Source organism: Streptomyces sp. SM11, assembly GCF_002910905.1.
Taxonomy (GTDB): domain Bacteria; phylum Actinomycetota; class Actinomycetes; order Streptomycetales; family Streptomycetaceae; genus Streptomyces.
Map to the genome: position 1 here is coordinate 1 of NZ_NEUE01000036.1, position 6,783 is coordinate 6,783.

A 6,783-nucleotide genomic window follows, 5' to 3' on the forward strand; every position below is an offset into this window, starting at 1 on the left:
CGGCCCCGGAAGCAGGACGCCGCGGCCGCGGCGTCCTGCTTCCGGGGCCGGGTGCGCTCCTGCTGCCGGGCCGCCAGTGGCTGCCGGCCTTCGTGGGAGGTGGGGTGCTCCGTCACGCGTGGGATTCCGTCCGTCCGGGCCGGTTGTATGAGGCAGTCGCCTCGTGGGGCGCTACTGTGCCCCGGCAAGCGCGGGAAGAACAACGGCTGTCACCGGATGCCCCCGATAAGAGGGCCGAAACCGAGCGCCGCGGAGATGGCCGACAGGCGACCCCTCCGGCGGCGGACGCGCCGAGCGGGCAGCGGACAGCGTGCACGTCTCCACCCCCTCGTGATGGCTCCCGCGACCGAGCGGAACGTCCGGGTCCGTGGCCCGTCGCTCCGCACGACCGGTGTGATGACTTGTGGTCAGTTCCGGTGTGGTGCCCGCTGGTTGCGGCGCTCGTCCCTTCATGCGGCCGGGCCTGCCGACCGGACCGCCCGAAGGGTCTCTCCAGGGTCTCACGACGGCATACGGGCAGGGGTGCGGTCCCAGTCATCCGGCAGCGGCGGCACCTGCCACCGCGGATCGGGCCGCCAGTGCTCCCAGCCGTCCCGGAACGGCGACCCCCACCCGGTGATCACCTCGACCGCCGCGAGGCCCGCCTCCCGGACCCGCCGCGCGGTTTCCCGGTCCATCAGGCCGACGTACTGCGCCTGTGCGAACTCGTCCTCGTCGAGCCACTTCCAGCTCCGGTCGGGGTTCACGGAGATGTCGAGAAAGTGATCCTCGGAGTCCACCCCTCCGGACCACCGGGTCAGGGGCTCCTCCAGATTCACGTACCAGTTGCGGAACATCCAGCCGCGGTCCCAGAACAGCCACACCGACCACGGGTCCCCGGGCCGGGCCAGCTTCAGCACCCCGGAGCCGAACCAGGTCGAGCGGGCCGTGGTGCGCGGCGCGGTGTAGCGGGTGGCCAGTGGCTCGGCGTGCACCTGGGTGCCGTCGGCCAGCACCGGCCGCACGCATTCGGTGCCGGGCGCCATCCAGACGGCGAGCAGCTCGTCGGTGTCCTGGACGACGGTCACCGGACGGCAGATGTGCACGGGCGGGGCGCCGGCTGTCCGGTGGGCCCGGCCGTTGTCGCGGTAGCGCCAGAGGATCCGGTCCCCCGGCGCCCAGCGTGCGTACTCTCCCGTACCTGTCATGGAGGGATCTTACGGAGCGCTCCCACCGGCCCGCTGCGACTCAGGTCACCCGGTTCTGATCCGCCGGGCACCCCCAGGTGTCACCGGGCGCCCCGCCCCGCCCTCACGGACGCGTCATCCGCAGCACGTCCAGCGCCTCGTCGAGCTGCTCCGGCGTCAGGTCTCCGCGCTCCACGTAGCCCGAGGCCAGGACCGTCTCGCGGATCGTCGTCCCGTCCCTGAGGGACCTCTTGGCGACCTTCGCCGCCTCCTCGTAGCCGATGTACTTGTTGAGCGGGGTCACCACGGACGGCGAGGACTCGGCGTAGGCGCGGGCCCGCTCCACGTCGGCGGTGATGCCGTCGACCGTTCGGTCCGCCAGCAGCCGGGAGGCGTTGGCCAGCAGCCGTACGGACTCCAGCAGGTTCTTCGCGATGACCGGGAGCATCACGTTGAGCTCGAAGTTGCCCGCCGCGCCGGCCGTGGCGACCGTCGCGTCGTTGCCGGTGACCTGCGCCGCGACCATCAGGACCGCCTCGGGGATCACCGGGTTGACCTTGCCCGGCATGATCGACGAGCCGGGCTGGAGGTCGGGCAGCGCGATCTCGGCGAGTCCGGTGCGCGGGCCCGACGCCATCCACCGCAGATCGTTGCAGATCTTCGTCAGGGAGACGGCGACGGTGCGCAGCTGGCCCGAGGTCTCCACCAGGCCGTCCCGCGCGCCCTGCGCCTCGAAGTGGTCGCGGGCCTCGGTGAGCGGCAGCCCGGTGGCGTCCGCGACCTCCGCGATCACGGCCGGGGAGAAGCCGGGCGGGGTGTTGATGCCGGTGCCCACCGCCGTACCGCCCAGGGGCAGTTCGGCGAGCCGGGGCAGCGATGCGCGCAGCCGTTCCACGCCGTAGCGGATCTGCGCCGCGTAGCCGCCGAACTCCTGGCCGAGGGTGACCGGGGTGGCGTCCATCAGATGTGTACGGCCGGACTTCACGACCTCCGCGAATTCGGCCGATTTCCGCCCCAGGGATTCCGCCAGGTGGTCAAGGGCGGGGATCAGGTCGGCGGTGACGGCGGCGGTGGCCGCGATGTGGATGGAGGACGGGAAGACGTCGTTGGACGACTGGGAGGCGTTCACATGGTCGTTGGGGTGGACCTCGCGGCCGAGTCGCTCGGTGGCGAGGGTGGCGATCACCTCGTTGGTGTTCATGTTGGACGAGGTGCCCGAACCCGTCTGGAACACGTCGACCGGGAAGTGCTCGTCCCAGCGGCCCGACGCGACCTCGGCCGCGGCCTCCTGGATCGCGGCGGAGATGTCCGGATCCAGTACCTTCAGCTCGGCGTTGACCTTGGCCGCCGCGCCCTTGATCCGGGCCAGCGCCTCGATGTGCGCCCGCTCCAGACGCTGCCCCGAGACGGGGAAGTTCTCCACCGCCCGCTGGGTCTGGGCACGCCACTTGGCGCTTGCGGGGACCCTCACCTCACCCATCGAGTCGTGCTCGGTCCGGAACCCGTTGTCGCCGGATGTGGCACCTGACGTGTCGTCCATGGTGTTTAAACCTCCTGAAAAAGATGAGCACTTCTCTTGTTCTATGTATTCCCAAGTCGCCTACCGGCCAGTAAATACCGTGGGTAACCACTTACCGGGAGGCACAATGAGGCGCACCAGCACCAGACTTCGAGGGCTCCGAAGCCTTCGCCGGCTCCGCTGTACGGTCGCAGCCACCGTCGCTCTCGCGGCAGCCGTCGGCGGTATGGCCGCCGCCGGACCCGCGGGCGCGACGGAGTCGGGTACCAGCTCTATCGCATCCACCCCTCTCCCGCCCGCGCTGGAAGCCGTCCGGGCCGCCGAGGCCACCCAGCTGTACGGGAGCCCCGCCGAGCGGCCGCTCGGCGACCGCAGGACCGGACTGATCTCGCTCGGCGACAGCGAGATCTCCGGCGAGGGCGTCGGCACCTACGACCCCGGCACCAACGGGCCGGACAACTGGTGCCACCGTTCTCCGGACGCCGCCATCCACCGCACGGGCATCGCGGCCGACGTCACGTACAACGTCTCGTGCTCCGGCGCCTATACCGGGAACATCAAGATCGGCGGAAACAAGCAGTACGCCGACGAGCTCGTACAGAGCGACAGCCTCGCGATCAAGGCCCGCAACACCCGGATCAAGATGATCGTCCTGGTCGCCGGGGCCAACGACGACCTCCAGTTCGGCCCGGTCATGACCGACTGCGTGGTCCGCTACATCAGCCTCCAGGGCCCCTGCGAGCCGAAGTACGCGGGCGGCTGGCAGGCCCGGGTGGACGCACTGGTCCCCAAGGTCGAGCAGACCGTCCGCGACCTGCGCACCGTCATGACGGACGCCGGGTACGCGAACAGCGACTACAAGCTCGTCCTGATGGGCTACCCGAGCCCGATCGGCCCGGACTTCCGCGACAACCCGAAGTTCCCCGGCAAGCTGATCTGCGGCGGACTCGGCTACGACTCCGACACCGTCTGGGGCCGCAACACCGCCGTGCCCGCCTTCCAGGTCGGCATGCGCAAGGCCGCCGCCACCACCGGGGCCTCCTACCTCGACAACTCCAGGCTCTTCCACGGCCACGAGGTCTGCACCGAGAGCGCCTGGGCCAGAGGCCTCTACATCGACCTGAGCAAGCCGGGCCTGCCCGACGAGAACTCGGTCCGGCAGTCCTTCCACCCCAACGCGGCCGGTCACCGGGCCTTCGCCAGCTGCCTCACCCAACTGTACGAATCCGGGCTGCGCGAGGCGAGCTGCGCCGACCCGGCGAGCACCGGGAACCCGGTCCTGACGGGCGCTGCCTGGGACGACCTGTTCACCCCGCTGAAGAACGAGGCGACCGGCACCTGTGTGGACGTGCCCGCCTCGGTCACCCGTAACGGCACGGCCATCGGCGGCTGGGACTGCCACGGCGGGCGCAACCAGAACTGGTGGTACGACGCCGGTTCCCAGACGGCCCGCACCGCGCTGAGCCACGACCGCTGCCTGGACGTGCCGGGCGCCGAGTACAACCCCGGCGCCACGCTCATCGTGTGGAACTGCTCGGGCGCGGCCAACCAGAAGTTCGTCCAGCAGGCCGGCACCGTCCGCCCGGCCGCCGCGACCGGCCTGTGTCTGACGCTGGCGGGGGCCAAGGACCCGCTCAGGCTCCAGACGTGCGACGGCAGCGCGAAGCAGCGCTTCGTGTAACCACCGCGTGCGAAGGGGCGGCCGCCGTGGCGCGGCCGCCCCTTCGTCACGCCTCCCGAGCCAGCGCCTCGGACAGCGCCCCCAGCGTCGGCGTCAGATACAGCTGACGCAGCGGCACTCCGGGCAGACCGCGCTCCCGGGCGAGCGTGCCGATCCGGATCGCGTACAGCGAATTGCCGCCCAGGTCCCAGAAGTCGTCGTCCGGGCCGACCGCCTCGACGCCGAGGACGTCCCGCCAGATACCGGCGAGGACGGCGGCCGGGGCGTCGGGAGCCTCGGGTGCTGGAGGTGCGGGTCTCGCGGGCCGGCCCGCTCCGGGCGCGGGCAGCCGGTCCGGGTCCAGCTTGCCGTTCGCGGTGAGGGGGAGGGCCGGCAGCACGGTCACCGTCGCGGGCACCATGTGCGGGGGAAGCAGCCGGGCCGCCCGCTCCCGCACGGGGCCGGGACCCTCGCCCGACCCCGGGGCCGGGACCACATACGCGTCGATCCGCACGCCCGCCGCGTCCCCGCCCTCGCCGCCGCTCACGGTGACCGCCGCCGCCGACACCGCCGGGTCCTCCAGCAGCACGTGCCGGATCTCGCCCGGCTCGATCCGGAAGCCCCGCACCTTCACCTGGTCGTCGATCCGGCCCAGATGCTCCAGGGTCCCGTCGGGCAGCAGCCGCCCCAGATCCCCGCTGCGGTAGAGCCGCCCGGCCCCGTGCGGGTCCGGGACGAAGCGTTCGGCGGTCAGGGCGGGCCGGTTCAGATAGCCGAGCGCCACGCCCGCCCCGCCCACCTGGATCTCCCCGGGCGCACCCGGAGGCACCGGCCGCCCGCGTGGGTCCAGGACCCGCACCGACCAGCCCGGCAGGGGCCGTCCCACCGACCGCGATCCGGCGAGCGCCTCGCGGCGGGTCACCGTGGCCGCCGTGACATGGACCGTGGTCTCGGTGATCCCGTACATGTTGACCAGGCGGCAGCGGTCCTCCGGGTACCGGTCGAACCAGTCCAGCAGCGGACGGGCGTCCAGCGGCTCGCCGCCCAGCACCACCAGCCGGAGTGCGGACAGCCCGCCGGCCGCCCGGTCGGCCGCCGCGAGCTGGGTGAACGCCGACGGGGTCTGGCTGAGCACGCTCACCCGCTCCCGGACCAGCAGCGCGTGGAAGTCCTCCGGTGAGCGCGAGGTCCAGTGGTCCACGACCACCAGCCGCCCGCCCGTCAGCAGCGCGCCCCAGATCTCCCACACCGAGAAGTCGAACGCCGCCGAGTGGAAGCACGTCCAGGTGTCGCCGGGGGAGAGGGCGAAGTCGTCGCGGACGGCGTCGACGAGGGCCGTCACATTGGCGTGCGGGACGAGGACCCCCTTGGGACGGCCGGTCGAGCCCGAGGTGTGGATCACGTACGCGGGGGCATCGGCCTCCTGCCGTTCCGTGGCGGAGCGGCGCGGGTGGCCGGTGAGGACGGCCGGGTCCTCGACCGTCAGCCGGACCCCCGCGTCCCGCGCGGTGCGCTCCCGGCGGTCCGCCGGATGCTCCGGGTCCAGCGGTACGTAGACGGCGTCCGCCTTCAGGACGCCGAGCATCGCTGTCACCAGGTCGGTCGAGCGGGGAAGGCAGAGACCGACGAGGTCACCGGGGCGGACGCCGTGGGCGTACAACCCGTCGGCCAGCACTTCGGCCCGGTCGTTCAGTTCGGCGTACGAGAGGGTGGTGGGCCCGGCGGTGAGTGCGGGGGCGTCCGGGCGGATGGCGGTCTGTGCGGCGAAGACCTCGTCGATGCGGAGGGGGCGGGATCGGGGGGCCGGGGTCGTGCGCGGTGCTCCCAGGGCCAGTTGCAGCGCGGACTCGGCCTCACTCAGCGGATCCAGCGCAGCGAGCGGTGTGCTGGACGGGCTGGTCAGCAACGCGTCTTGTACGCGTCTCACTTGACGGCACGGCACGGGGAGTCGGCCGGGGCCGGTCGGCAGCGTGGCCGGCCCGCCCTCCTCATCCGCCACCAGGCCGAGCGCGGGCGGTTCGTCGCCCTCCGCCGGGACGACCGGCTCGGTGGCGATCAGGTCGGCGACCGTACGGCCGGGCGACAGGTCCGCCCCGAACACCGCGTACCCGTCGAGCGCCCCCAGCGCGTACCGAGGCCGGTCCCGGGCCGGTACGGGGACGGCGACGCGCACCGAGACCGCGCCCTCGTGCCGCCCGGCGGTCAGCGCGAGCGCCGAGGCGAGGCGCCGGGTCTCCTCGTCCAGACGAAGGTCCGGGCGGGCCCCCGGGGGGCGCGGCCCGTCGAGCGGCGACACCGCCTCCGGGGGCAGCTCGCCCCGCAGCACCCGGGCGACGAGCCGCAGCGAGCGGGCGTCCAGCGCGGCTCCGTCAGCGGTCAGCACGAGGTCCGGGCCGACGTCGGGGCCCTCGGGGCCGAGGTCCGGTCCGGCCGTGTCC

Annotated in this window: 4 protein-coding genes; 1 reads left to right on the forward strand and 3 read right to left on the reverse strand. The window is 72.8% G+C overall.

The window, feature by feature from the left end:
- Positions 1-500: 500 nt before the first annotated feature.
- Positions 501-1,187 (reverse strand): DUF402 domain-containing protein, encoded by a 687-nt coding sequence (locus B9S58_RS02305; protein WP_103530474.1) that lies wholly within the window; start codon positions 1,185-1,187, stop codon positions 501-503.
- A 103-nt stretch (positions 1,188-1,290) separates the two neighbouring features.
- Positions 1,291-2,706 (reverse strand): aspartate ammonia-lyase, encoded by a 1,416-nt coding sequence (locus B9S58_RS02310; protein WP_103530475.1) that lies wholly within the window; start codon positions 2,704-2,706, stop codon positions 1,291-1,293.
- Positions 2,707-2,812: 106 nt separating this feature from the next.
- Between B9S58_RS02310 and B9S58_RS02315 the strand changes: the two genes are divergently transcribed.
- Positions 2,813-4,366, forward strand: a complete 1,554-nt coding sequence (locus B9S58_RS02315; RefSeq protein ID WP_103530476.1) for a ricin-type beta-trefoil lectin domain protein — start codon at positions 2,813-2,815, stop codon at positions 4,364-4,366.
- 46 nt (positions 4,367-4,412) lie between these two features.
- Here the strand turns inward: B9S58_RS02315 and B9S58_RS02320 are convergent, their stop codons facing one another.
- Positions 4,413-6,728, reverse strand: coding sequence for an amino acid adenylation domain-containing protein (locus B9S58_RS02320; protein WP_258044158.1), 2,316 nt, complete (start codon positions 6,726-6,728; stop codon positions 4,413-4,415).
- Positions 6,729-6,783: the final 55 nt, after the last annotated feature.